Annotated in this window: 22 protein-coding genes and 1 pseudogene; 19 read left to right on the plus strand and 4 right to left on the minus strand. The window is 44.8% G+C overall.

Annotated elements, in window-relative coordinates; translation table 11 throughout:
- Positions 1 to 285: 285 nt before the first annotated feature.
- Entirely contained in the window at positions 286 to 2595 is a 2310-nt protein-coding gene (locus JCM16418_RS19235) for a 5'-nucleotidase C-terminal domain-containing protein (RefSeq protein ID WP_036652317.1), read from the plus strand.
- Between the two features lie 87 nt (positions 2596 to 2682).
- Here JCM16418_RS19235 and JCM16418_RS19240 read toward each other — a convergent pair whose 3' ends face one another.
- A complete protein-coding gene (locus JCM16418_RS19240) occupies positions 2683 to 3336 on the minus strand; it encodes a TetR/AcrR family transcriptional regulator (protein WP_036652267.1) in 654 nt (217 codons plus the stop codon).
- Positions 3337 to 3506: 170 nt separating this feature from the next.
- On the opposite strand from JCM16418_RS19240, the gene JCM16418_RS19245 reads away from it, so the two are divergent.
- The 4 genes from JCM16418_RS19245 to JCM16418_RS19255 all read left to right on the plus strand — a co-directional run bounded on the left by JCM16418_RS19245 (position 3507) and on the right by JCM16418_RS19255 (position 8667).
- Positions 3507 to 5732, plus strand: coding sequence for an MMPL family transporter (locus JCM16418_RS19245; RefSeq protein WP_036652269.1), 2226 nt, complete (start codon positions 3507 to 3509; stop codon positions 5730 to 5732).
- 164 nt (positions 5733 to 5896) lie between these two features.
- Positions 5897 to 7150: an MDR family MFS transporter gene (locus JCM16418_RS19250; protein ID WP_242403911.1), complete on the plus strand. Its 1254-nt coding sequence runs from the start codon at positions 5897 to 5899 to the stop codon at positions 7148 to 7150.
- A complete protein-coding gene (locus JCM16418_RS26090; protein WP_242403912.1) occupies positions 7102 to 7443 on the plus strand; it encodes a hypothetical protein in 342 nt (113 codons plus the stop codon). The genes JCM16418_RS19250 and JCM16418_RS26090 overlap by 49 nt, the downstream gene beginning before the upstream one ends.
- Before the next feature lie 135 nt (positions 7444 to 7578).
- On the plus strand, positions 7579 to 8667 hold the full coding sequence (locus JCM16418_RS19255; RefSeq protein WP_036652270.1) for a nitric oxide synthase oxygenase: 1089 nt from the start codon (positions 7579 to 7581) through the stop codon (positions 8665 to 8667).
- A 114-nt stretch (positions 8668 to 8781) separates the two neighbouring features.
- Here JCM16418_RS19255 and JCM16418_RS19260 read toward each other — a convergent pair whose 3' ends face one another.
- The gene (locus JCM16418_RS19260; protein ID WP_036652272.1) at positions 8782 to 9105 is read right to left on the minus strand and encodes an antibiotic biosynthesis monooxygenase; all 324 of its coding nucleotides are present in this window, start codon (positions 9103 to 9105) and stop codon (positions 8782 to 8784) included.
- Positions 9106 to 9147: 42 nt separating this feature from the next.
- Complete coding sequence (locus JCM16418_RS19265) at positions 9148 to 10695, minus strand: FAD-dependent oxidoreductase (RefSeq protein ID WP_036652274.1); 1548 nt, start codon at positions 10693 to 10695, stop codon at positions 9148 to 9150.
- Between the two features lie 188 nt (positions 10696 to 10883).
- Between JCM16418_RS19265 and JCM16418_RS19270 the strand changes: the two genes are divergently transcribed.
- Positions 10884 to 11300: a MerR family transcriptional regulator gene (locus tag JCM16418_RS19270; protein WP_036652276.1), complete on the plus strand. Its 417-nt coding sequence runs from the start codon at positions 10884 to 10886 to the stop codon at positions 11298 to 11300.
- Between the two features lie 80 nt (positions 11301 to 11380).
- On the opposite strand, the gene JCM16418_RS19275 is transcribed toward JCM16418_RS19270, so the two are convergent.
- Complete coding sequence (locus tag JCM16418_RS19275) at positions 11381 to 12526, minus strand: GGDEF domain-containing protein (RefSeq protein ID WP_052020553.1); 1146 nt, start codon at positions 12524 to 12526, stop codon at positions 11381 to 11383.
- 400 nt (positions 12527 to 12926) lie between these two features.
- Between JCM16418_RS19275 and JCM16418_RS23965 the strand changes: the two genes are divergently transcribed.
- The 13 genes and pseudogenes from JCM16418_RS23965 to JCM16418_RS19330 form a co-directional block, all read left to right on the plus strand.
- Complete coding sequence (locus tag JCM16418_RS23965) at positions 12927 to 14039, plus strand: cache domain-containing protein (RefSeq protein ID WP_148298868.1); 1113 nt, start codon at positions 12927 to 12929, stop codon at positions 14037 to 14039.
- Positions 14036 to 14902 (plus strand): methyl-accepting chemotaxis protein, encoded by an 867-nt coding sequence (locus JCM16418_RS23970; protein ID WP_052020557.1) that lies wholly within the window; start codon positions 14036 to 14038, stop codon positions 14900 to 14902. The genes JCM16418_RS23965 and JCM16418_RS23970 overlap by 4 nt, the downstream gene beginning before the upstream one ends.
- 133 nt (positions 14903 to 15035) lie before the next feature.
- A complete protein-coding gene (locus tag JCM16418_RS19285) occupies positions 15036 to 16598 on the plus strand; it encodes a spore germination protein (RefSeq protein ID WP_052020560.1) in 1563 nt (520 codons plus the stop codon).
- A 6-nt stretch (positions 16599 to 16604) separates the two neighbouring features.
- Positions 16605 to 17798: a Ger(x)C family spore germination protein gene (locus JCM16418_RS19290; protein ID WP_036652279.1), complete on the plus strand. Its 1194-nt coding sequence runs from the start codon at positions 16605 to 16607 to the stop codon at positions 17796 to 17798.
- A complete protein-coding gene (locus JCM16418_RS19295; protein WP_036652281.1) occupies positions 17791 to 18009 on the plus strand; it encodes a hypothetical protein in 219 nt (72 codons plus the stop codon). The genes JCM16418_RS19290 and JCM16418_RS19295 overlap by 8 nt, the downstream gene beginning before the upstream one ends.
- 30 nt (positions 18010 to 18039) lie before the next feature.
- The gene (locus tag JCM16418_RS19300; protein WP_052020562.1) at positions 18040 to 18933 is read left to right on the plus strand and encodes a GerAB/ArcD/ProY family transporter; all 894 of its coding nucleotides are present in this window, start codon (positions 18040 to 18042) and stop codon (positions 18931 to 18933) included.
- A complete protein-coding gene (locus JCM16418_RS24785) occupies positions 18930 to 19118 on the plus strand; it encodes a hypothetical protein (protein ID WP_148298869.1) in 189 nt (62 codons plus the stop codon). The genes JCM16418_RS19300 and JCM16418_RS24785 overlap by 4 nt, the downstream gene beginning before the upstream one ends.
- Positions 19119 to 19297: 179 nt before the next feature.
- Entirely contained in the window at positions 19298 to 19828 is a 531-nt protein-coding gene (locus JCM16418_RS19305) for a DUF2062 domain-containing protein (RefSeq protein ID WP_036652283.1), read from the plus strand.
- A gap of 77 nt (positions 19829 to 19905) precedes the next feature.
- Positions 19906 to 20730, plus strand: coding sequence for a uroporphyrinogen-III synthase (locus JCM16418_RS19310; protein ID WP_036652285.1), 825 nt, complete (start codon positions 19906 to 19908; stop codon positions 20728 to 20730).
- A gap of 254 nt (positions 20731 to 20984) precedes the next feature.
- Positions 20985 to 21629: a ThuA domain-containing protein gene (locus JCM16418_RS19315; protein ID WP_036652287.1), complete on the plus strand. Its 645-nt coding sequence runs from the start codon at positions 20985 to 20987 to the stop codon at positions 21627 to 21629.
- Positions 21630 to 21745: 116 nt separating this feature from the next.
- A pseudogene (locus JCM16418_RS19320) lies at positions 21746 to 22062 on the plus strand (phasin family protein).
- Complete coding sequence (locus JCM16418_RS19325) at positions 22063 to 23733, plus strand: AarF/UbiB family protein (protein ID WP_036652289.1); 1671 nt, start codon at positions 22063 to 22065, stop codon at positions 23731 to 23733.
- 275 nt (positions 23734 to 24008) lie between these two features.
- On the plus strand, positions 24009 to 25629 hold a 1621-nt coding region (locus JCM16418_RS19330; RefSeq protein WP_242403913.1), incomplete at its 3' end, for a DEAD/DEAH box helicase.

Genomic DNA, 25629 nt, shown 5'->3' on the forward strand with positions numbered 1-25629 from the left:
TGACTGGTGAGTACTTGAGCGGCATGCAAGAGATAAGAAGGTTCCTCCTCGATTCGAGGGGGAACCTTTTTTTGCGATTATAGAGCTCAGTATGCTATGAATGGTAGGGATTTCGAACGAATGTGTTTTTCCTTTTGTTTTCCTTTGTTTGGTTATTTGTTTGTTTACGACTGGCAAATAATAGATTACAATGGGCGAATGGCATTTTTTAGATGGTAGCGTTCACAACAATGATTGCCATTAGATAATTGCACAACATGATAAAGGGGAAATTTCATGTCTACGATGAAGAAAAGTTTGAAGAAATTGACAGGCTTTGCCTTAGCGGCGGCACTAACCGTTTCGGCGGCCTTGACTGTTCAGCCTGTGAATGTGAAAGCAGAGGAAGTGAAGCCAGAAGAGACGCATATCACGATTCTTGCGACTTCGGATGTACACGGCCGTTTCATGCCTTGGGACTACGCGATGGACACTGCCAACACGAACGGAAGCTTCACGCAGTTGTACACGTTAATCAAAAAAGTACGCGCTGAGAATCCGAATACGATTTTGCTAGATGCAGGAGATGTCATCCAAGACAATTCAGCTGAATTGTTCAATGATCAACCTAAATCTCCGATGATGGTGGCCATGAATGAAATCGGTTATGATGCTTGGGCCATGGGTAACCATGAGTTCAACTTCGGACTAGATATTTTTGAAAAGGTAACAGGACAATTTAATTCGACGAAGCTAGCAGGTAATGTTTATAAAGAAAATGGCGAACGTTTTCTCCCAGCTACCAAAGTTGTTGAGAAAGCCGGCGTTAAAGTAGGGATTATCGGTATGACGACGCCGCTCATCACCGATTTTGAGAAGGATACGGACCATCTTAAAGGACTGGTTGTGAAAGATCCAATTCAAGAGACAAAGAAAGCAGTTCAAGAGCTAGACGGCAAAGCCGATGTCATGATCGGATTGATGCATATGGGTCTTGATAACGAGAACTCGCTTCCAGGTACAGGTGTATCTGACATTGCGAATGCAGTGCCACAATTGACTGCGATCTTCGCAGGTCATATGCATAAGCTGGTGACTAGTGCTACCGTGAACGGTGTACTGATTGGCGAACCTGATAAGTACGGCACGCATATTTCACGTATCGATCTTACCTTTGTGAAGCAAGATGGCAAGATGGTCTTGAAGAACAAAGTAGCAACAGCAATTCCAGTTAAAGGTAAAGACGGAACGCCTGCTGTTTCTGACGCTGATTTAGAGAAAGAGTTACAACCATATCATGAGTTTGCTCGTAAAGATGCGAACATCGTTGTGGGCGAGCTTAAAGGGAAAAATAATCTCGTTCCAGCGAATGAAATGAAGGGTGTTCCAGCCGTACAGGTACAGGAAACCTTGCTTTCTGACTTTTTCAGTGAAGTGATGCTCTATTATAGTAAAGCAGATGTGGTAGCTCACCAAATCGATAACGATAAGGCAAAGCTGGACGTAGGTCCGATCCGCAAGAAGGATATCGCCTATAACTATCAGTTTGCTCTGGGTGAAATCACAAACTATAAAGTTACAGGTAAAGACTTGAAGGATTATATGGAATGGTCAGCAGGATATTTTAACAGTACGCGTCCTGGTGATGTAACCGTAAGCTTCGATCCTAAACGTAGAGCATCTAAATACAGCACCGATGATTTCTTTGGTGGGGTAAAATACGAAATTGATCTGTCTAAGCCTTACGGCAGTCGGATCACGAATCTTCGTCGTATGGATGGAACAGCTATTCAAGCAACAGATACATTGACTCTCGGCATGAACTCATACCGTATGGATGCACTGCTTGCTAAAGGTGGCGCACTAGATGGCCGTAAGTTTGAGAAGACTTGGACATCTAAGGCGGAGAGCGCTTTTGGTGAAACAGGTGGAACCATCCGTAATCGAGCAATTGCTTACTTGCAAGATGTGAAAAAAGGCGTTTATGAACCACAAATCCAGCAAAACTGGAAGATCATTGGCGTAGACACAACTTCCAAAGAGCGTGCAGATGTAGTGGATTTGGTTAACGCGGGCATTCTCGTTGTACCGACGACGGAAGATGGCAAGTATACCAATATTGCTTCCATTAATATTCTAGATGCGGCAACAGCTGAGGAAGTAGCTGCACTAGCTACAGCCGCGAAAGTGGATCCATCATTGTTAACCGATGTGCAAACAAAAGGTGATTTGTACCACAAAGTAAATGAAGCGGTGAAAGCTTCTGCTAAACCAGAGGTAACCGAGCCAGCTCCAGTGGAGAAGCCTTCTACAAAACCAACGGAGCCTTCCACTGTTCCGACAGTAAAACCTAAACCGGTAAATCCCGCTAAACCAGTAAATCCCGCTAAACCAGTACCTACTAAACCAGCTACACCATCCGTGAAGAAAGCTCAAATTACAGCAGACTTCTTGAATGTACGTACAGGTGCTTCGGCAAAAGCGAAGGTACTCGCTGCTGCTCCGAAAGGCAGTATCTTTGAGGTGACAGGCACAGCGCCGTATGGCTGGTTACAAATCAATTATCATGGTAAGACAGCATTTGTGTATGGAACGTATGTAAAGATGCTTCCTTAGGTAAAACGAACATAAGCAAAGGACAGTCCGTGAAATGGACTGTCCTTTTTGCTATCGAGATGACGATGATTGCTATTGTGTTTTTCTTTAACTCTGGCTAACTTTCGCTCCAACGGAGACGCCGTTCCAGAACATATCAATGATTTCACGAGCGAGATCAGCGGGAGAAGTGCCGAAATCCTTGGAGATTTCACGGTTGCCAAGCATCAGCATCGATGCCAGTGTATGTGCCATTAGTAACGGCTGCACGTGACGTATTTCTCCTTTATCAATCCCAGTGCGGAAAGCATCCACAAGTATATCATGTATCTTTTCTTCACTGAGGCGTATTTCTTCTCGTTGATCTTGAGATAAGGAACCGCCTGCTTCTCTCATAATGGTCTCGAAGTCACCATGCGGAAAGCGTAGCTTCACTTCAGCCAAGGTGACTAATCGATCATAGAGCGGAAGATCCTCTTGCTGCATAATCCGCAGTGAGCTTGATCTGGCCATGCCCATCATAGAAGTGACGGCAGCCGTGAAGAGCTGTGATTTATTGATGAAATGATAGTATATAGATGCCTTGGTCACGCCACATACCTTGGCTATTTGTTGAAGAGATACAGGCTCATATCCGTATTCCATAAATAATCGTGATGCGGTCTGCAATATAAGTTCATTCATGGGAGCATCCTGTTCAAGCCGCTTGGGTCTACCAGGTGAACGTTTTGGCTCTTGATCTTTGGAATGGGGTGTATTCATTGTATGTTCCTCCAAATAACTTTAAAAAATATGATTGATAATTAACCTTCCGGTATATATAATTATTATATACAGATCAAATGGTTATTACATATCTTTTTTATGTTTTTATGTTAATGGCAATAATATACTATACCCATTGCGCCCGATAAAGGGTGAGGAGGAGAATTATGCAAGAACAGCAATCAGGTTATGGCAGAGTCGTTGCCGGAAAACGAAGTAAATGGATCACACTTGCCGTTTGGATCATCGTTGTAGGTGTCCTAAGCGCGATGTGGCCTATGGTCAATAAGGAAGTTCAGAACAATGCAGCCAATTTGCAAAGCGATACCCCTTCCGTTCAGGCGGAAAAGGTTGCGGAGGAGCAGTTTAGTGGCGGAACTGGCGTGCCTGCACTGCTAGTCTGGCACCGTGAAGGTGGTATGAAAGAAGAAGACTTGAAGCATATACAGAAGCTATATGCAGACTGGACGGCTACACCCGTGGCTAATCAGGACTTCGTACCTCCGTTAGATAAGATGCCTATACAGGCTCTGCAAATTCAGCTGTCTGAAGACAAAAGTACACTGGTAACACCTGTGCTTTTCAAGAAAGATGCGGATAGCGATCAATTGAAGGAAGGCGTAGAACAGCTGAAATCTCAGGCTGCTAAAGAGATGGGTGCAGATCCCTTCGCTGCTAAGCAAGATTCAGCCTCAGAGCTTAGCGCACGTGTAACTGGCCCTGTGGGCATCTCCATTGATGCGAGTGGACTCTTTAAGAACGCGGACTTCAAGCTCATGCTTGCTACCGTCATTCTTGTTCTTGTCTTCCTACTTCTGATTTATCGTTCACCTATCTTGGCCTTTATCCCACTGATTGCTGTCGGTTTTGCTTATGGAGCAGTTAGTCCGCTGCTAGGTATGATGGCTAGCAAAGGCTGGATCACTGTCGATTCACAGGCCATATCGATTATGACCGTACTCTTATTCGGTGCCGGAACAGATTATTGCTTATTCCTGATCTCTCACTTCCGTCATTTACTGAAGGAAGAGGGAAGCAAGAGCAAGGCATTGCTGCGCTCCATTACCGAATCGGGCGGAGCAATCGCAATGAGTGGATTCACCGTCGTCCTTGCTCTACTGGCGCTAATGCTAGCTAAATACGGTGCTTACCACCGTTTTGCCATCCCATTCAGCGTATCTATTCTAGTCATGGTCATTGCGAGTCTCACACTTGTACCGGCATTACTGGCTATTTTCGGACGCGTATCCTTCTTCCCATTCATTCCTCGCACCCCTGAGATGGAAGTGGAACGGGCACGTAAGAAAGGTAAGCCAGCACCTGTACGTAAACCTAAACGGGAGAGCTGGATTGGAAATCTGGTTGTGAGTAAGCCATGGATGATTGTGATCATCACATTGGTTGTGTTAGGTGGATTGGCCTCATTTTCAACCCAAGTCAAATTCACGTATGATATTATGTCCTCCTTCCCCAAAGACATGTCCTCACGTGAAGGATTTGATATGATCGGCAAACAATTCTCAGAAGGTGAGCTTGCTCCCGTTAAAGTCATTGTGGATGCCGAAGGCAAGGAAGAAGCACTTGGCAAGAAGCTTGCGGATTTACCGTATGTAGATACCGTTTCGCAGCCTGCAAAGGGTGAGAAGAATGCCAACATCGTCGCATATGACATTGAATTAAAAATGAATCCTTACTCTATCGAGGCTATGAACCATATTCCAGATCTTCGTAAGGTAGCAGAACAGTCGCTACAGGATGCTGGAATTGCTGCACCAGCGGATAAAGTATGGATCAGCGGGCAGACAGCTACTCAATATGATACGAAGGAAACGGGTGACCGCGATACGATGATTATTATCCCTGTTGTTATTGGGATGATTACGCTATTGCTTCTCGTTTATCTACGTTCCATTGTAGCGACGATCTATCTCGTTCTAACGGTCATTCTGTCTTACTTCTCAGCGCTTGGTCTGGGCTGGATTATTATTCACTACGGCCTGGGTGCAGACGCGATTCAAGGTGCAATTCCACTGTATTCCTTCGTATTCCTAGTCGCACTCGGCGAAGATTATAATATCTTTATGATTTCGAGCATCTGGAAGAAGAGAAAGTACATGCCGCTCAAGCAAGCGATCAAGGAAGGTGTGGGTGAAACAAGCTCCGTTATTACTTCCGCTGGTTTAATTCTAGCAGGAACGTTTGCAGTTCTGGCATCCCTGCCAATTCAGGTACTTGTACAGTTCGGTATTATTACCGCTGTAGGTGTTTTGCTAGATACCTTCATTGTCCGTCCATTCCTGGTACCAGCATTAACCATGTTGTTTGGACGCTTTGCCTTTTGGCCAGGAACTCATGTGGAGGTATCAGAGGCAGAGGCAAGCAAGCAGATTTAAGGCCGCTGAACTTTACAATTTAAACATATGATTATGGAAAATAAATAGGATGGGAAGGTTACCGGAGACGGTGACCTTCCCATTTTTTAGCTAAATTTCAGTTCATATTCAGTTCATATAACTTTTTTATACTCGATTTACATCGTTTAAGGAGCTGAATGAAAGTGGAGAATACATTAAAGGGTGGGCAGGGGATTGTAGAGAAAAAGAATAACAAAATCCTTGTCATGATTGGCCTACTCATAGGAATTATATTTTCAGAATTAGATGAAACAGTCGTCAGTACTGCGATGCCGACGATCATTCGTGAACTTGGTGGGCTGTCTCTGTATGGATGGGTAGCTGGGGTTTATATGCTTGCCATGTCGGCATTTATGCCAATTTTAGGAAAATTAGCCGACTTGATGGGACGCAAAAAGATTTATTTACTAAGTATGACCTTATTTATCGGGGGCTCGATTGTGTGCGGATTATCCCATTCCATGATCTTATTATTAGTGGGACGCGGCATTCAGGGAATCGGCGCAGGCGGTTTAATGCCACTTGCGATGACGATTTCGAGCGATCTTTTTCCAGTGGAGCAGCGGGCTAAAGTACAGGGCATTATGGGACCGGTCATGTTTATTCCCATGCTGCTGGGGCCGCTAATGGGTGGGTTTTTCGTTGATCAAGTAAATTGGCATTGGATCTTCTTTGTAAATATTCCAGTTGGCGTAATTGCCGCAATTTTCTTGGCTATCGGACTTCGAGAGACGAAGCGAGTGAAGAAGGTGATTATTGACTGGGGCGGAGCATCTTTATTGGTCGCGTCCATTGTTTCGTTGTTAATCACACCTGTGCTTGTTCAAAATAGTGGGTACGCTTGGTCTTCGCCGCTTATTACCGGATTGCTAGTGCTCGGCGTTGTCCTGCTAGGAATTTTTATATGGGTAGAGTCCAAAGTAAAGGAACCTATCGTTCCGTTGCACTTATTTAAAAACCGCAACATTGTTGTTTTATCTGCAATTGTATTTATTGTGGGCTTTGGGCTGATGGGGGCTTTCTCATCATTTCCGTATTTCGGGCAGAATGTGTTGGGGCTCACGCCAACAGAATCTGGTTATTTGCAGCTACCCATGATGGTGGGTGCCGTAGCTACGTCCATCGTTTGCGGATTCTTGTTAACAAAGGTTCGCTATCGTGAAATATTTGGCATCGGATTTATCCTGCCAGTTATCGGTTTTTATCTCTTCTCGCATATTAGTATAGATACGACGGTTATGCAGATTTTGATTTTCTTTTTGATCTCGGGTCTTGGCATGGGCGTTCTGTTCGGAAGTGACAATCTGATTGTTCAAGAGTCAGTGGAGAAAGAGCATGTTGGGGTTGCTTGGCAACTGTTCCCTTATTTCAAACGATTGGTGCAACGATCGGTGTAAGTTTGTTCGGCAACCTCCTATCCTCGACGCTCATGTCGAAAATAGGAAGTTTAGGCTCACAGCTACCTGAGAGCATAAAAGGGCATATGCAGGATTTGGCCGCAGGTGGTATACCTAAAGATCTTCCAACCAATCTGGTCACGACGGTAAAAACGATGTTCGTAGAGTCGTTCCAGCATATCTACATGTATTCTTTTGTCTCAATGATCATCGTGTTTATATTATGCTGGTTCTTGAAGAAAGAAGTGCTGTCATCAAAGCCTAAGGAAGATCAGGTAGAAGCTGGGGCATAAATGATGGATGTCATCATGACATCGCTGATTCACATGAGATAAGGTTCACGAATATATCAACTCTTCAAGGGTACTGCGGCTTATTTAAGCTTATAATAGAACAGTGCTAGGGTTATATAGTCGAGGTGAATATTTGTGAAGACACATGGCAAACTGCTGCAGGAAGCAGAAGATTATATTGTTACTTGTTATCAGGAACTTGGAAAAACAGAACAAGACATGACCAATAGGATTTTGGAGATTAGAGCCAGCATTGAAACGTCTGGAACGTATGAACATACGTTTGAGGAACTCGAACATGGAGCCAAAATGGCATGGCGCAACAGCAATCGCTGCATTGGGCGCCTGTTCTGGGATTCGATGCATGTGCTGGATGAACGACATTTGGAGCGTGCTGAAGATGTGGTGCAGGCGCTGCTGCGGCATATCGAGTATGGTACGAACGGTGGTAAAATTATGCCGACGATTACAGTCTTTAAGCCCGCAAAGGATGGTCAGAAGGGGATTCGAATCTGGAATCACCAGTTAATCCGGTATGCTGGTTACATGGAAGGTGATCAGATTGTTGGGGATCCGGCTTCCGTTGCTTTCACAACACAATGTATGGAACTTGGATGGCGCGGAGAGGGTACACCTTTTGATGTGTTGCCTCTTGTCGTACAAATTGGTGAAGACAAACCGCAGTGGTATCCCATCCCCTCAGAGTTAGTGATTCAAGTTCCATTGACTCATCCAGATCTCCCTGAATTTGCTCAGCTTGGTTTGAGGTGGTATGCCGTGCCGATCATTTCTGAAATGGAGATGGTTATTGGCGGTATTCATTATCAAGCAGCACCGTTTAACGGTTGGTACATGGTTACGGAGATTGGTGCACGCAATCTTGCGGATGAGCAGCGCTATAACCTGCTGCCGCAGGTAGCTTCACTTATGGGATTGTCGACGACCACGGAGACGACCCTCTGGCGCGACCGTGCATTAGTGGAGATGAATGTGGCGGTGCTGCATTCCTTCAAGCAGGCTGGCGTGAGTATGGTAGATCACCATACGGCGGCTACGCAGTTCCGCTTGTTCGAGGAGCGGGAGGCGAAGGCAAAACGTCCACTTACAGGCAACTGGACGTGGTTGATTCCGCCGGTATCTCCGGCAACAACCCACATCTTTCACCAGTCGTACGATAACAAAATCGTCACGCCGAACTTCTTTTTTCAATCGCCGATGTATTAACGATTATGGGTTATATTCAGGCAAAACCAAAGAGGCTTCCCTCTAGGTCTAAACGACTTTGGAGGAAAGCCTCTTTTTCTCATAGTTATACAAATGACCAGCTAAATGCATTCATTATTTAGGAACACTAAGGGCTATTAAGGGGTGGCTGATAAACAGCTCATATTGATTCAGTGCAGAACTAACAATGGCTTCATTACCGCCTTGCCCACGATGGGATTGACGGAAAGACTCACTGGAAGTCCAGTTTTTGAATGATGCTTCGTCTTGCCAAACGGTGGATACTTTTACTTCTTCACCTTTTTGATCTTTACCGAGCCAGACTTCCATGCGTACAAAACCGGGCATTTCTTGAACACCTTTAGCTTGTGTGAAGCGCTCCGCTAATGTCTTCCCGAACCCTTCTTTTACTTGAATCGTATTGGTTACGACTATCATAGAATCGCCTCCTGAGGTAGTAGTGTCGTTCATTAAAGTAGTTTACTCGTCTAGTTTCAATTTGCCAAGCGGCTCGGTCGCTGGACCTTCGATAACGGAGCCATCATAGTTGAATCTTGAACCGTGACAAGGACAATCCCAAGTGCGTTCCGCCTCATTCCAAGCGGTTTCGCATCCTAAATGCGTACAGGTGGTGTCTACCAGAAATATCTTTCCTTCCGGATCGCGATAAGCACCGGCGCGTTTACCATGATGAACTACAACAGACCCTTCATCATGTTGTAATGCATCTGCTTTGCGGTGTACCATCTCGAGCTTGCCAGCGATGAGTTCCTTAGCTACATTTACGTTCTCCGTCGCAAAATGTTTCAACGACGGGTCAGCCTTGAACCGTGAAGGGGTGAACAGTGAAGTATAAGGGTTGTCCTTGCCTTGAATTTGTTCGGTAATCAGACGCCCAGCAAGGGTGCCTGTTGTCATGCCCCATTTGTTATAGCCTGTAGCTACATAAATCCCAGCATCGCTTGCAGTGAGCTGGCCGATATACGGAACTTTGTCTAGCGACACTAAATCCTGTGCAGACCAGCGAAAAGGAATACCCTGATTGCCAAGGACTTGGGTACCAAATTCCTCTAGCCTTTCATAATGTTGATGTGTACAAATTCCTTGACCCGTTTTGTGACTCTCGCCGCCAACAAGCACGACCTCTTCGCCTTCCCAGTTCGCGGATCGAAGTGAACGCTTCGGCTCATCCGCACTCAAGTACATGCCGCCTACAAAGGGTGCTGAAGGTTTCATAGCCACAACGTAGGAGCGCTGGGCATGCAAGCGAGTGAAGTACAGGCCGCCACCATCATAGAAGGGGAAGTGAGCTGCGGAGACGACATGATTACAGCGGATGCTACGGCCCCCGTGGTATGTTTTGAGCGTAAATGGACCTTCCTTCTCAAGCTTCTCTATGGTCGTATGCTCGTAAAGTTTGCCACCTGCTTGTACAATGCCTTCCACAAGTCGCTTTAGGTACTTCAGGGGATGAAAGTGAGCTTGTTCGGGCATTCGAATGGCTGCCTTTACGGGTAATGAAAGAGGGAGCTTGTCAATCCATTCGCCAGGGATGCCTAGTTCGCGGTAAGCATTCATTTCCTTCTCAAGCTTGCTCAGATTCGTATCTTGCTCCATGTATAGATAGGCGTCTTCCGGTTTTAATTCACATTCGATTTGTAGCTGAGCTGCCGTATCTTTAATGAACTGCGCAGCCTCAGCATTAGCGCGATAATACATGGCTGCTTTTTCTTTACCCAAATGGTTTAGTAATTCATCATAAATCATTCCATGTTGGGACGTAATTTTGGCCGTCGTATGTCCAGTTGTGCCATTTAGGATCAGACCTGCTTCCAGCAGGGCAACTTTATAACCGGCAGTGGATAATAGGTAAGCTGTGGTAATACCGGTAATACCCGCGCCAACAATGGCAACATCCACCTCAATATTTTCAGAAAGTGCTGGAAAAGAAGGGAGTGTTGTCGTGGTTCTCCACAGGGATTCCGGGTATTGCGGCAAGTTCCGAGATACGGAATCTGTCGTGTGCATAGTTCATCCTCCTCATCTTATATATTCTCTTGTATTTCCATTTCCTTACCAAAAGAAACCATACTTAAATGGGATACTGCTCAGTGGTCCTTACATGACATTCACATTGGCGTTCACTCGATTAGAAGGATATACTTTAGATATAAGGTACAAGGTTATCATGAAGTTTCAGATGGGAGGTACCCGTATTGAACTGGTTGAAAATTGACGAAGTAGCCAAAGAAACCGGACTTACCAAGCGGACAATCCGTTATTATGAAGAAATCGGTCTAATCAAGTCGCCTGAGCGCTCGGACGGGGGCATTCGGTTATATACTGAGGATGACGTACAGCATTTAAAAAATATCGTTGTAGCTAAAAAAGTACTTGGTTTTTCTCTACAGGAAATACAGGAGTATCTGGTCATTTATGAACAGGTACAGGAACATCGAAATATATTTACGAATTTAGAAGATCATAATTTACGGACCACGGAGCTCAAGAAGATGGAAGAAGCCGTCACAAGGCAAATCAACCTTGTAGATATTAAAATTCAAGAAATGAATCAGGTTAGGGAGGATCTAGTTGTCCTATCCGAGCGGATTCAACAAGGATTACAACAATAAACATAAACAGCCTGGGATGCATTCATGCATTCCAGGCTGTTTTATTGCGATGCGAAGAGTGGTGACGACGGATGAATAGGTTATTTATCGCTCTCTAGTGCGAAGATCAATTGACGCTTGAAGGAACAAACACGATTGCGCCCGTTGTTCTTAGCTTGATACAAAGCTTTGTCAGCCTGTTCAATGAGGCTCTGCTCGCCTTGCGGGGAAGTGGGGTCGATTCCCTCCGCGCAATCGGGATATGTGGATACACCGATCGATACCGTAATATTAAGCCTTTTATGATTGTCATCCAGAATCTTGAAGCTGTGGGCTTGAACGGCTTTACGGATTTTCTCGCCCATAATGATGGCATTGATATCAGGGCAGTCGATTAAGAGAATGGTAAATTCCTCACCACCATTTCTGGAGACGATATCGAACGGACGGGCATGGGTAACAAGTATATTTCCAAGTTCTTTCAATACGGCATCTCCAGCTAAATGACCGTAAGTATCATTCACTTTTTTGAAATGATCAATATCAATAATAAGGAGGGATAGTTTGTCTCCCCTAATTCTAGCATGGGACAGTTCCGTGCGTAGTGACCACTCGAACTGTCTTAAATTGTTCAACTGAGTTAAATGATCGGTCGATGCACGTTTTTCCAATTGTGCAAATAACTCATTGGACGAGTATATATGCTCAGTGATCGCGTAAACGAGCAGGCATCCAGCGATAGCGATAAAAAATTGCGTTGGATAAAACGTCATGACTGTATGTAAGCTTTTAAGATTGATACGAAGTGAAATGAATATGATCAACATACTTACTAAATTCATCACATTCATTTTTATTAGTCGGGACCAAGGACGTAAAGAAATAAGGCCGCATAATATACCGATTAAGAGCATGCCAGCAGAAGCCACCAATCCTGCAGAAGACCAACCGAAGATGGTAAGGCGTGCCAGACATAGAACTACGGCACACAGAATGGAAGGGAACCAGCCCATATATACAGCGACTACCACAATACAGAGGTGACGCATATCAGCCATCGAGTGTGGCCCCACCGAGAAACTATAATTCATTAGGATGATGCCGTATAAACCGAACAGCAGACCTGAGCTTGTTCGTACGAATAAGGATAGGGAATGAACGCCAATGACATATTTTTTGGATAAGACACCCGAGAAGAATAGAAACGTAATAAAGATGCAACTATTTACAAACAAACTATTTACCATAAAAATTAATCCTCCCGTGGGGTAAAAATACATCTACTTCCTATTTTAGCTGAAATCAGAGGATAATGTCGGTTTTAAATGAAAATTTATACATAATTTTTCCTGAATTCTATTTTATGATTAGGTACAAAGGATCATATCAATAGGATTAAATTTGGTTTCAAATTATAAATAATATTAATTCGGCTAATTTTTACACCATTTGTCAAAATAATAACGTCTAGTAGTCTTATGGACCCATTGAATTTGTAGTATTTTAACAGTTATGATATTTATCATTGTAATACTTGTACGAAAAATCCGATAAATATGAAAAAAGACTTATTTAGGTTAAGCCCTAAGCATTAATTTGTCAGATTTCAAAGTGAACGAACGAGACTAGACAGGAAGGAACTTATATGTGAAGAGAATACATATGACAATCCGTAGGAAAATGCTCATTTCATACTTAATCGTTCTATTGGTACCGAGCTTTATGATCGGTATGTTGTCTTATCGTTCAGCTAGTGCTGAAATTGAGGATCGATTATCCAACACAGCGCTTGAAAGTGCAAAAGCGGCTGATCGAATTGTCACGCAGAATATCCAATCTAAGATTGATGATCTCGCCTATCTAATGAAACTGCCTGATCTAGAAACGGCTGAGAAGGACCCTACTGGCAAGGGCGGTTATTTAAAAAATAAGCTTCGCGAATACAAGGCCCTCAATTCAGAAGTAAAAGATGTTCTACTCGGTATGGACACAGGGGAATTTGTCCGTGTATCAGAAGATCCTCTGCCAGAGCGGTATGATGTTCGCCAACAAGAATGGTACAACAGAGCCGTTAAACAAGGCAATAAGAGCGCAACAATTTCACCAGTGTTTAAGACGGGCAATGGAGAAATGGCCACTTCTATTTCCAAGCTTTTGCCCGATGGTAAAGGGGTTCTTTCTATTGAATTGAAACTGGATACGATCCGGACTTTGACCGATATTAAGGTAGGTTCTTCAGGCTTCGTAACCATTCTGGATTCGGCTCAACATTATTTAGTACATCCAGAATCCAAGCGGATGGGACAGCGTGCAGCAGGAGAATTTGTGAAGCCTTTGTATGCGGGACAGGAAGGTGAATTCGGATACTCGTTCGAGAATGAGTCCAAGAAGATGGCATATACGACAAACAAGCTTACAGGATGGAAAATAGCTGCAATTATGGACCAGAAAGAAGTGGATCAAGCCGTTAGCGGCATACGAACCACGGTAATTGTAGTCATTTTGATTTCCGTGCTAGCAGCGCTGGTTCTAATCATTTTCAATATACGTTCTATTGTGAATCCGCTCGGGCGGCTATCGAAGGCGACGGAACGAATCAGCGAAGGCGATCTTCGGGAAAAGCTAGATATTACGAAGCAGGATGAAATCGGTGACCTCAGCCGTCATTTTCAAAAGATGGTAGATAATCTTAGCTTAATGATCGTCGGTGTACAGGATATTACAGAGCAAGTAGCGGTTCTGCCAAAGGGCTATCATTGAGCGCTGAACAGACCACCAAATCCATTGAGAGTGTAACAGAGGCGATTCAGGAGGTTGCTGCGGGTAGCGAGCAGCAGTTGCGAAGTGTGGAGGAAGGGATGCGGAATATGGACACCATGTCCAAGGAATCGGAACGCATCTCAGCCCATATGCAACAGGTTGCTCAGACGATGTCCCGCACATCTCATTCTGCCGAGGAAGGTAATCATGCGGTGGTGAGTGTCGCAGATAAAATTCAAGCCATCCACGAGAGTGTGGGTAGCCTCGACCAAACCATTGATACCCTCAATGAGCGATCAGAACGAATTAGTAGTATGGTTACCACCATATCAGGCGTTGCGCAGCAGACGCATCTGCTTGCACTGAATGCTTCCATTGAAGCAGCGCGTGCAGGAGAACATGGACGCGGGTTCGCAGTTGTTGCCATCGAAGTTCGTAAGCTTTCAGAGAAATCGAGGAAGGCGGCACTACAGATTGAGGAGCTGGTGAACGGAATCCAGACCGAGATGAAGAGTGTACTTATCACAATGGAGACGGCTAAGAGCCGGGTCACCGAAGGTATTGAAGCCATTGATTTAACAGGCAGATCATTTTCTCGTATCCGTAAGGCAGTCACGGGTGCTTCGGAGGATATTGAGTCCGCTGCTGAAGCTTCACGAACACTTGCAAGAAGTGGAGAGGCAGCGGAAAAGTCTATCGAGCATATTCGCAGTCTATCCGAGGTAACAGCCGATAATACACAAGGTGTTTCGGCTTCTGCTCAGCAGCAGTTTGCTTCTATAGAAGAAATCGCAGCATCGGCCGCGAGTCTGAATCGACTAGCAGAGCAACTGAAGGAACTGGTTGCCCAGTTCAAAATCTAATACAGTCAGTTATCAGCCCTTAGAGTTCAACTCTAGGGGCTTTTTCTTTTTCACATAATTTATCCATTTATGGCACAACCTACTTGCATATCTGTTCCACATCGAATGACGGATGAAATGGAGGTGCATTTGAATGAATCAAGGACTACTCGGGCTTCCTGCTCCTGACTTGGATAAACAGGGCCTCCACAAGGACCTTAAATCAAATACAGCTATGCTGAAGGAAATCTTTAAAGATTGCTCGGATATGATTTACCGTAATATGGAACTTGCTCCAGGCTTAAATGGGTTACTTGTATACGTCGAGGGGATTGTTGTGTCTGAGGAACTGCAGATGCATCTCTTGGAGCCCATTATTAAAGGACTAATCAGTGCGAAAGAAGCAGAGTCCAGTGACAATAATGCATCTAAACTATTGGATCCACTAGATGAGACCCGTGTATCTCTCACTCAAGTGACTTGTGCAGAGACTTGGGGAGGACTGATTGATGGGATACTGAGTTCGAGTGCCGCTTTAATCGTTGATGGGTCTAATCAAGTTCATCTCTTCAATGTAAAAGGGGGAGAGCGGCGTCCGGTACAGGAGCCTGAAACCGAATCGGTTATTCGGGGTCCTCGCGAAGGATTTACTGAAATGATTCGAGTCAACACGGCGCTCGTGCGCTTCAGGTTGAAGACTCCGAAGCTCAAGATGGTCAGCTTTGTACTCGGAAAGCAAACTAAGACGGATGTCGTTCTATCCTATGTAGAAGGTCTTGCTGATCCAAAAGTTATCCGTGATATATCGAAGCGACTGAAGGACATTGATATTGATGGAATATTAGAAAGTGGGTATATCGAGGAATTAATCGAGGATCATCCGTATTCGCCGTTTCCGCAGATGCAGTATACAGAAAGACCAGACACAGTAACCGCGCAGCTGCTAGAAGGACAATTTGCCATTTTTATAGATGGAACACCTTTTGTGCTCATTGCACCTGTGACGTTTTGGGGTCTTATGCAGGCAAGTGAGGATTATTATGAGCGGTTTTTTATTACAAACTTTGTACGCTGGATTAGGTACCTGTTTCTATCTTTTGCCTTGTTCCTACCAGCCCTATATATTGCTGTCACTACCTATCATCAGGACATGCTCCCTTCTACGCTTGTGCTCAGTATAGCCGCTGCTCGGGAAGCCATTCCTTTTCCGGCACTTGTGGAAGCGATGATGATGGAGATCTCTTTCGAAGCACTTCGGGAAGCGGGCATTCGGCTCCCAAAGACAGTTGGCCAAGCTGTAAGTATTCTAGGGGCGCTCGTTATTGGGCAAGCCGCAGTAGAAGCAGGCATAGTATCTGCACCGATGGTAATTATTGTGTCGATGACAGGGATCGCTTCTTTCACAATACCTCGGTTTAATCTGGCCATTACCGTAAGACTTCTGCGCTTTCCATTGATGCTACTCGCGGGTGTACTAGGTTTATTCGGCATCATCATAGGTGTGACCTGTATTCTAGTACATGTTACACAGCTAACGTCTTTCGGGGTTCCCTATATGTCGGGCATAAGCCCCTTCTATGGATCAGATAACAAGGATATTCTCGTGCGTGCCCCATGGTGGAAGATGACGAAGCGGCCCGCATGGTCGTCTAAAAAGAACCAGAAGCGAATGAAGACGGAAATTAACGGTACACCGGAATCCAATAAAGGATGGTAAAGATCTATGCGTCGAATAATCCTTGCTGCTATGTTGCTCACTTGTCCCTTTTGGCTTACGGGCTGCTGGGATCGTAAGGAAATTAATGATGTTGCATTTGTCATGGGCTCAGCCGTTGATAGAGAAGGGGAATTATATCGTAGTACACTGCAAATTGCTCTGCCTGGTCAACTTGGAGGTGTTGGTAGTAAGGGTGGTGGAGGGGGCACAGGAGGCGGTAATAAATCATATTACATAGAATCTAAGACAGGTTTATCGCTACGAGAATCTAATCAGGAAATTCAAGCAGGTAATTCTCGGATCTTGTCCTTCGCACACCGCCGTTCATTACTCATTGGTGAGGAATTTGCTAAGCAAGGAATTGGACGAATGATGGATCAATTTGCACGCATTCCTCAGAATAGATTATCGTCCCTGGTTGCCATAACAAGTGGACCCGCCTATAAACTTTTGGATGCAGAAGCTCCAATGGAACAGTTTCCAAGCGAAATGATTCGAGAGCTACTCGCTGAGTACACGAAAAAACCTGATTCATTGAAAAAACTATTGAATACGCTACTCTCTGAAGGAATTGATTGTTCGCTTCCCTACATTGGGGTTAGATCGGGAACACCTGAGGGAATAGAGGAATTTAAGAATAACATTCAAATCGTCGGTATAGCCCTATTCCGCGGGGATAAAATGGTAGGTAAGATGGAGGGCCCCCATGTGTCCATGCTTACAATGGCTATGAATCAAGCTCCTAACCCAGAAATTATTGTCGATGGCCCAGGAGGTAAAGGACATATATCCATTCGATTCTCTGATAATACGGTGAAACAGATTCCCGTTATTCATGGCGATGATGTCACGATGCATATGAACGTGTATGCCAAGGGGTCAATCATTGAGAATAACACCCTGACTAGCTTAAGCGGCACAAAAAACTTGTTAGATCTCGAAAAAAGAGTAAGTAAGGAGATTATTGATAGTGTACTATCTAGTATCCGGTTGCTACAAGAAAAGTACAAAGTGGACAGTATGGGGTTTGGTCGTACGATTAGCCAGAGCAAGCCACGTGACTGGGCTCGTATGAAGAATCGATGGAGAGAATTGTATCCCGATGTAAAGGTAGTTATCCATACCCAGCTGCATATCGAAAATATCGGCGCTGTGGATAAACCGATTGGCGAGAAGGAAGTGAAGGACAGTAATGATTAAAATATTGCTCGGCTATGTCGTATGCGCTGCAATCATACTGTTTCTGGACTGGAAGGTTGTAAGAACTCTTGCACCCGTCAATCGTTGGTTAACGTATGCCATTCTTTTGTGTGGAATGGGAGTTTGGGCATACAGCCTGCGTTTGGATGAAATAACGTATGCATCCGTTTGGGTCGGAAAGCTGCTCAATCGTTGGGTTCCTTTTTCGTAAATTAGCCACATGTCAAAGGAGGATAAGAATGTGCCCAATATTACATCCCGCCAAGTTATTTTACTTGGCGTTACCTATATTATTAATATTACGTTGATTCATGTGCCTAGTCAGTTGGCCGGTTACGGCAGACAGCACGCCTACTTGTCATTCCTAGTTGCAGGTTTAGTAGTGGCCCTATTGCTTCTAGTTCTAACGAGAAGTGCAAATCGCTTTCCAGGTCAGGATCTTTTTCAATCTTTGACGAGCCGTTTCCCAATCATCGGAAGGTTTATAGGATTGTTGTACTTGTTGTTCTTCTTCTTTATCCTTACGCGTGATATGCGTTCGATTTCCGACTTCACGAATGTACTATTACTACCGAACACCCCTATTTTCGTTATCGGTTTATGCGTTGCAACGACCGTGGTCTATATCGTCAGAGGGGGTCTAAGAACGCTGATCGGAATTACGGAACTCTATGGACCGATTCTCATCATCGTCGTTTTTTTTATGGTCTTTGTTGTGTTCAAAGACTTCAATACGGGTTATTTGAAGCCTGTTCTTTATATTGACTGGGCGGGTGTTGGAAAAGGGAGTTGGATCGCTTTTTCATATCTTGGACAAGTTCTAGCTCTACCATTTATCTGCTCAGGTAAAAATTACCGTTATCGTCATGGACTATACTCGCTACTTATAGGAACGGGCTTACTAACATTGATTATATTGATGCTTCTTCTAATATTAGGAGCACCCATTACAGAAAGAATGATGTACCCAACGTATGAACTGGTTAGACAGCTACGTGTAACGGACTTTTTGGACCGATTTGATCTTATTTTAGTGGCTCTATGGTTCCCAGCGGCCCTGCTCAATGTGGCGATTAGCTATACATTATTTGTTATGGTCTTAAGACGCTCTTCCCCGCTATTTCCGGTAAAATGATGGCTGCACCTATTGGGTTATTTGCATTAACGAGTTCGTTCTGGTTCTTTCAAAATTCAATTCAGTTGTTTAATTTTAATCGGCAGTGGACATTGATCGCCATTGTTTTCATGATGATTATTCCGTTATTGCTCTTTGCCATACATCGACCGTCTAAATCGGCGAAACCAGCTAAACCAACATAAATGGAGGGCTAACACCCTATGGGCATATATGATGTATTGCATATGCTGTAGAATTAGGGGGAAATGGTTACAATAGGTTAGAATAAATGCTGTAAAAATGATACAATACTTCTAACGGATATCCAGATGCCTATGGCAAAGAGGGTCCTGCCGATTTCGGCAAACCGAAAGGTGATACCATGAAAATAAAGCGAAAGAAATACAATATATTTCATCAGTTCTATCGAAAAATTAGACTAAATATGATCAAACTTTTTCGTTCACCAGGTGGAGCAAGAAAAGTCTCGCTCGGTTTTGCCTTGGGATTCGGACTAGAGATGATCGTTATTTCAACAGGTTCCCTAGTGTATCTCATTTTTTATCCTATTGTAAGATTAGCTGGAGGCTCAATGCCAGCTGCAATTATAGGCAATGTCATTGGTAAACTTACATTCCTTCCTCTTGTATTGCTTCCCTTTGCTAAGAAAATCGGAGAAATGTTCTTTACGAAAAAAACGATTGATATTCCTGTGGAGGAGCATCCGTGGCGTGATATAATGTCGGGAGATTTCACGGTTTTCAAGCATTTGCTGCAAGGTGGCCTTCATGTATTAATTGGAATGTCGCTCTTTGGACTGATTTTGGGTGTGATTTCATATTTCGTTGTTCAATATCTATATAACAATCGGAAGAAACATAGACTGGCTAAACGGGCAAGCGCCGCTGTGTGAAAACTTCTTTAACTCTACCTCCTTCTAACGTATACTGTACAAAAACGTATACAGTACCTGGAAAGAGGAGACCAGATATGGCGCGAAAATTAGAAGGTAAGACAATCGCATTAACGGGTCCGCGTAAAGCGTCTGATATGGTGAAATTGGTTGAAAATATGGGCGGTACAGCCAGAATTCATCCCGCACAAGGCACCGTATTTCTGGACGATGCTCAGCTACGTGAATCCATACAATCATGGATTTCAGAGCCGCCGGAATGGGTGATCTTAACGACAGGTATGGGTCTAGATGCTATTTGTACGATGGCAGAAGATATGGGCATGCTAGACGCTTTTCTAAGCGTGCTTGAGCAGTCTACCATTGCCGCTCGTGGGTATAAAACGATCAATGCGTTGAAGAAGAGAGGGCTTAGCCCTCTTGTTCGTGACGACGATGGAAGCACCGAAGGCCTGATTCGTGGCATGATGGACTATTCATTTGAGGATCAGAGCGTTGTTCTACAGCTTCATGGTGATCCGGCTCCCAAGCTTACAGCTTGGCTAGATGAGCAGGGTGCTAAGGTGCGTCAGGTCCTGCCGTATAAGCATGTTGAACCGGAGAAAGAGCAGCTTGCGCTACTACTTACTGGGATCCTTGGGGGACAGGTAGATGCGGTAGCTTTTACGAGTGCACCTCAGGTTCGCAACCTAATTGAATATGCACGTGAACAAGATCAGTTACAGGCTCTTGCAGATGCATTTGAAGGCCCTGTGGTAGCTGCTGTTGTTGGTAGAATTACTGGACAAGCACTGGTGGAAGAAGGAATAACGCGTTTTGTTATGCCTCCAGTTGATGAACGTATGGGTAGCATGATGGTTGAATTAGGCCGTTATTATGCGAATGAAGTAATTCGAAGTTAGAAGAAAGGCCGATAGAAATCCAGGTGATATGAACAAGGATACGGCGTAAGCTGCATCCTTGTTTATTTATGACGAACAAGGAAGTGGAATTAGAATACGAGAAGGTTTTTTTTGTGAAATGTGGAATGCTATAGATAGCAATTTAATACATTGGCATTGATAGTCATCAAGCAAACTGGACTACTTTATATTTTTGTACGGAGACGTTTCAGAAAGATACCAGCTTTGCTTTTGAATAAGGAGGAACTACATTTATGAATACGAAGAAGAAAAGTCTTTTGCTGGGGGATTATACCCACCCTAAATTTCACCCTTTACAGGGAGTGGATGCGCAAATTAGCCATATATTGAATGATGTAATGTCTGTGCAATGCAGCGAGAACAAGAACATGCTCTTGGCAGAGAACATTAAGCACTTTGATCTGTGCATCTGTTACATTGATTTGTGGGATGAGAAAATATCGCGGCAACAGGCCGCGGGGCTGCTCTCTTATGTCAGCCAAGGTGGAGGACTGCTTGTACTGCATAACGGAATTTCAATTGGGAATCGTAGACATGAAATGGCACAATTACTTGGGGGGCGGTTTATCGGCCATCCTGCGATACAGCCGCTGTCTTTCCGAGTTAGTGAAGGCCAACATGCAATTACGGGTGGAATAGAATCTTTTGAATTAGATGAAGAGCCATTCCAATTTCAGTTCGATCCATTCACGGAGAAGGCAGTGCTCTTAGAATACAAGCAAGGCGATGAGTGGCATCCTGCAGCTTGGAAGCATAATTACGGATTGGGCAGAGTCGCCTATCTAATGCCTGGCCATCATGAACCATCTTTCCTTCATCCTCAGGTTCGTAAACTCATTCTTCAGGCTGCCAAATATGCTGCCCATTTACCGGTTTAAAGAAGTGATAAATCAAATTATAAATATAAAATGCGGCAAGCGAGTCTTGCCGCATTTTATATTGGCAAACATTTCAGGGTATAATAAAGAAAATATAGCTATGGGAGGGATTTACCATGAGTGATCTGTTCAAAAAAGCAATCTCTTTAGGATGGGGCCTTACCATTGTAAGTAAAGAAAAAGTTGAGAAAGTCGTAGATGATTTAGTGAAGAGGGGCGAGCTTGCGCTTCAGAGTCCAAAGATTTAGTAAACCGCCTTGTGGAACGTGGGGAGGAAGAACAATCTCAGTTCAAAACATTTATCCAAGAGCAGGTATCACGTATTCTTCATGATCTCCATGTACCATCAGGAAAAGATGTGACCGAGTTGAAACTACGTATAGCCGCCCTGGAGGGAAAAATTGCTGAACTGGAAGGTTCGCGAACCGAATAAATGGCTGTACGTATCAGACATGCCGGACGCTACCGGGAAATCGCCATGGCGCTCATGCGTCATGGCTTTGGTTACATGGTTGAGGAATTAGGACTCTTTCAAGTACTTTCCTTGCCAAGGCGCTGGATTACCCATGAGGCACCGGAAACTAAAACAATAGGGGAACGCATCCGACATGTGCTTGAAGATCTGGGGCCAACCTTTGTTAAATTAGGACAATTGGCCAGTACAAGATCGGACCTGCTGCCAGACCACATTATCCAGGAATTGGTCAAACTTCAGGATCAGGTTCCCCCATTTTCACCACAAACTGCTCGCGGTATTTTGGAGCAGGAATTGGGTACGCCTATTGAAAATATACTATCTTGGTTCGATGATACACCTATAGCGGCTGCCTCGATAGGTCAGGTGCACGCTGGTAAATTAAAAACAGGTGAATCCGTGGCGATTAAAATTCAGCGTCCTGGCGCAATGCATATGATCAGCCGGGATCTTGAGATACTTAGTGATTTGGTACAGCTTGCCGAGAAAAGATTGCAATGGGTAGTAAGATATCAGACTTCAAGGCTCGTGGAGGAGTTCTCCAACGCGATGTTAGCGGAGCTGGATTACAGTCAGGAAGGACGCAATACGGAGAAAATTGCGATGCAATTTGAGCATGATCCCCATATTGTAATCCCGACTATCTATTGGCCATATACCTCAACACGTATATTAACTATGGAATATGTCGAGGGTATCACACTTAACCGGCGAGAAGAACTTTTCGAACAAGGATATGATCTGCAGAAAACCGCGGAGCGACTTGTTAATGGAATGCTTCATCAAATATTTATTGAAGGTTTCTTTCATGCTGATCCCCATCCGGGTAATTTACTTGTCCAGAAAGATGGTAGCCTTGCATTTCTAGATTTCGGTATGGTAGGCAGACTGGATGAAGAAATGAAGGATCATCTATCTTCCCTCATCATTGCGCTAATGCGTAAAAATACCGATAGTATGGTGCGAGCGATTCTACGTTTGGGAATGATGCCAGAAGACGGGGATATGAACGAGCTGCGCAGGGATTTAGATCGACTGCGTGAAGAATATTATAATATTCCATTCGCTAATATCAGTATGGGCAAGGCGCTAAATGACCTCTTTGGGGTTGCGCAGCGGCATGCAATTATTATACCTCCAGATCTAACATTATTAGGCAAGTCATTGCTAACCATGGAGGGTGTGATTGAGAAGCTTGATCCTACACTCAGTATCATTGACATGGCGGAGCCATTCGGAAAGAAACTCATCAAAGAACGTTTCAGTGTGAATCGTTTACAGAAAAAACTGTTCGGAGGCGTGAGTGGACTAGCAGAAGCGATTATTGACTTGCCGGGACAGGCGAGACAGATTTCGTCCTTGATCAGCAAAGGTAAACTTAAGGTAGAGATCAGCATTCCGGAATTAGAGTCGCTTATGCGTAAGTTGGATCAAATCAGCAGCCGACTTTCTTTTAGTATCGTGCTGTTAGCATTCAGTATTATCATGGTTGGTCTAATTATTGGAGCTTCTTTAACGCAGCAAACGTCTATACTTGGACATTTTTCAGTGATAACCTTGGGAGCGGTTGTAGCCGTATTGATGTTGATATGGATGATTATTTCTATTTTTAGATCTGGGCGATTCTAGTGTGGCGTAATTAGAAGTCAGTTTGTTCAGACAAATGATGATAAACATACTAGGACACTCTTAAAATAAGACTCGTGATACCAATGGACACGCCTGTTGTTTACCTTTATGATAAACGCAGGTCTTTTCAATGTGGGGTATCTTATATGTAGTGTATATCGAACGTAATCAATTAGGCTAAAGCCAGTTAAGATATGCAGTCCGTTATGAGTCACAAATGACTTCTAAGAATCCGGTGATCCGGAAAAACAAAAACAATGAATGAGGTGGAGTGTTTGCCGAATTTTAAAGATTTAGGCGTTAATGAGCGTTTTGTACAAACGCTAAAAGAAAACGGGATTGCGATACCGACTCCGGTACAAGAAGAAACCATCCCAATGTTATTTGACGGTAGAGATGTGGTTGCTCGCGCTCGGACGGGAACGGGTAAGACGCTAGCATTTTTACTACCGATGATGCAGAAAATTGACGCATCACGTCCTTTTCCACAAGGTCTGATTGTAGCTCCAACACGTGAGTTGGCACTGCAAATTACGGAAGAAGCTCGCAAAATGGCTGTAGGTACAGATATCCGTATTCTTGCTGTGTACGGTGGACAGGATGTTGAGAAGCAGCTTCGTAAACTTGAGGGTGGACAGCATCTGATTATTGGTACGCCGGGCCGTATGATTGACCACTTAAACCGTGGCACATTGGAGCTTGGTGGTGTCAAAATGCTCGTGCTTGACGAGGCAGATCAGATGCTCCATATGGGCTTCTTGGATGATGTGGAGACGCTGATGCAGGCGCTTCCCTTTAAGCGCCAAACCATGCTCTTCTCAGCTACGATGCCTGCAGAAATCAAACGTATTGCTGGAGCTTACACACGCTCGGCAATAGACGTTGTCATTAAAGGAGAAAACTCTCCGGTTCCATTAAAGCATATTCGTCAGATTATTGTTGAATGCTCGGATCGTTCGAAGCAGGAGGCTTTGATCTCTATGCTTGAGATGTACCGTCCGTTCCTCGGCATCATTTTCTGCCGTACGAAGCGCCGTGTTGCAGCTCTAAATGAAGCACTGCAGGATATGGGCTATAATTCAGCTGAGCTTCACGGAGATTTGTCACAGGCGAAGCGCGAAGCGGTTATGAAACGTTTCCGTGATGCGAAGTTGCAGCTACTTGTCGCTACGGACGTAGCGGCGCGTGGTCTGGATGTCGAAGGCGTAACTCACGTCTTTAACTATGATATTCCACATGATGTAGAGAGCTATATTCACCGTATCGGTCGTACAGGCCGTGCTGGTGGTAACGGTATGGCGTTGACTCTTGCAACCCAGCATGATCGCGGGGAGCTGCAACGTATTGAAGAGGAAATCAAGCATAAAATCGAACGTCGTCGTTATGAGAAGGACAGCGGCATTTCGGAAGCTGTAACGAAGAGCCGTGCGGATATCAATGGTCGGAAGAGACAGGATCGGGAAGACGAAGCAGGTGGACGCACACGTCCAGCAGGTCGTAATGCTGGCGGCGAGGGTCGTGCACGCCGCGATGACAAGGGCAGAGGCGGTTTTGGACGCAGCGGTGGACGTAGCGAAAGCGCAGACTCGCGTGGTGAAGCACGCGCTGGTCGTGGCAGTAGCCGTAGCGAAGGCGGATTCAGCCGGAGCAACGGTAGCGGTAGCGGACGCAGTGAAGGTGCGCGCGGTGGCGAAAGCAGACGTGGAGCAGGCGAAGGCAGAGACGTGAGCTTCCGCGGCGGCCAAGCTGAAGGCGGACGCTCGCGTGGTGAAGGTGGAGCACGCAGCAGCGAAGCGCGTGCTGGCCGTAGCGGTGGACGCAGCGAAGGCGGATTCAGCCGGAGTAGCGGTAGTGGACGCAGCGAAGGTAAGCGTGGTGGCGAGAGCAGACGCGGAG

It is taken from the genome of Paenibacillus pini JCM 16418, from assembly GCF_000576305.1.
Classification (GTDB): domain Bacteria; phylum Bacillota; class Bacilli; order Paenibacillales; family Paenibacillaceae; genus Paenibacillus_AQ; species Paenibacillus_AQ pini.